The organism is Protofrankia sp. CiP1_Cm_nod4 (assembly GCF_982290645.1).
The window spans coordinates 8,931-9,950 of record NZ_CEVIVC010000003.1 but is presented as its reverse complement, the minus strand read 5'-3'; the positions used below and the strand labels follow the sequence as shown (position 1 = coordinate 9,950).

General features: G+C 71.1%; 1 protein-coding gene. It reads left to right on the top strand.

The window, feature by feature from the left end; genetic code table 11:
• Nucleotides 1-151 precede the first annotated feature (151 nt).
• Nucleotides 152-976, top strand: coding sequence for an ABC transporter ATP-binding protein (locus tag AC5LSR_RS01440; RefSeq protein ID WP_250285930.1), 825 nt, complete (start codon nt 152-154; stop codon nt 974-976).
• Nucleotides 977-1,020 lie beyond the last annotated feature (44 nt).

Sequence of the window (1,020 nt, the reverse complement as noted above, 5' to 3'; positions counted from 1 at the left end):
TGCCGTGACACTGCTGTGATGGTGCTGCGACGCTGCCGTGACGGCCTGCCCGGCGCGAATGCGGCGGAATTGCTGAGAAGTCGGTCACCTCCCGATAGGCACACCGTCCCGGCCGGCTCCGCGCCGGGACGGGTCGCGTAACGTGAGGCCCGTGACAGACGTGGTGTTGCGCCTGGACTCGGTAACTGTTGTGCGGGATGGCGCGACGCTCCTTTCCGACATCCACTGGACCGTTGCCGACGGTGAACGCTGGGTCATTCTCGGGCCGAACGGCGCCGGGAAGACAACCCTGCTCCAGGTGGCGGCGAGCCGGGTTTTCCCGACTCGCGGAACGGTCGACCTGCTCGGCGGCCGGCTCGGTGAGGTCGACGCGTTCGACCTGCGCAGCCGGGTGGGCCTGGCGAGTTCGGCGGTCGCGGACCTCCTGCCGGCCACCGAACGCGTCCTCGACGTGGTCATGACGGCCGCGTGGGCGGTGCTCGGGCGGGCCACCGAGAAATACACCGATGACGACCGGTGGCGGGCCCTTGAGCTGCTCACCCAGGTCGGCTGCCGGAATCTCGCCGACCGGCGGTACGGCACCCTGTCCGAAGGCGAGCGCAAGCGCGTCCAGATTGCGCGTGCGTTGATGACCGACCCCGAGCTACTGCTGATGGACGAACCGGCCGCCGGGCTCGATCTGGGGGCCCGTGAGGCCCTGCTGGCGCGGCTGACCCGGCTGGTCGCGGACCCGCTGTCGCCGGTGACCATCATGGTCAGCCACCACGTGGAGGAAATTCCGCCGGGTGTGACCCATGCGCTGCTGCTGCGCGCCGGCCGGGTGGTCGCGGCCGGGCCCGTCGAGACGGTCCTGACCGGCCCGGCGCTGTCGGCGTGCTTTGGCATTCCCCTTGAGGTCGGTGCCGGTGCCGGCCGGTTCTCCGCGCGGCTGACGCCCGTCTTCCAGCATTCGGGGCGTACCGCGCCGTCTGTCTGAGCCGTCCGTCTGAGCGTCTGTCCGGGCCGTCCGGGCCGTCCGGG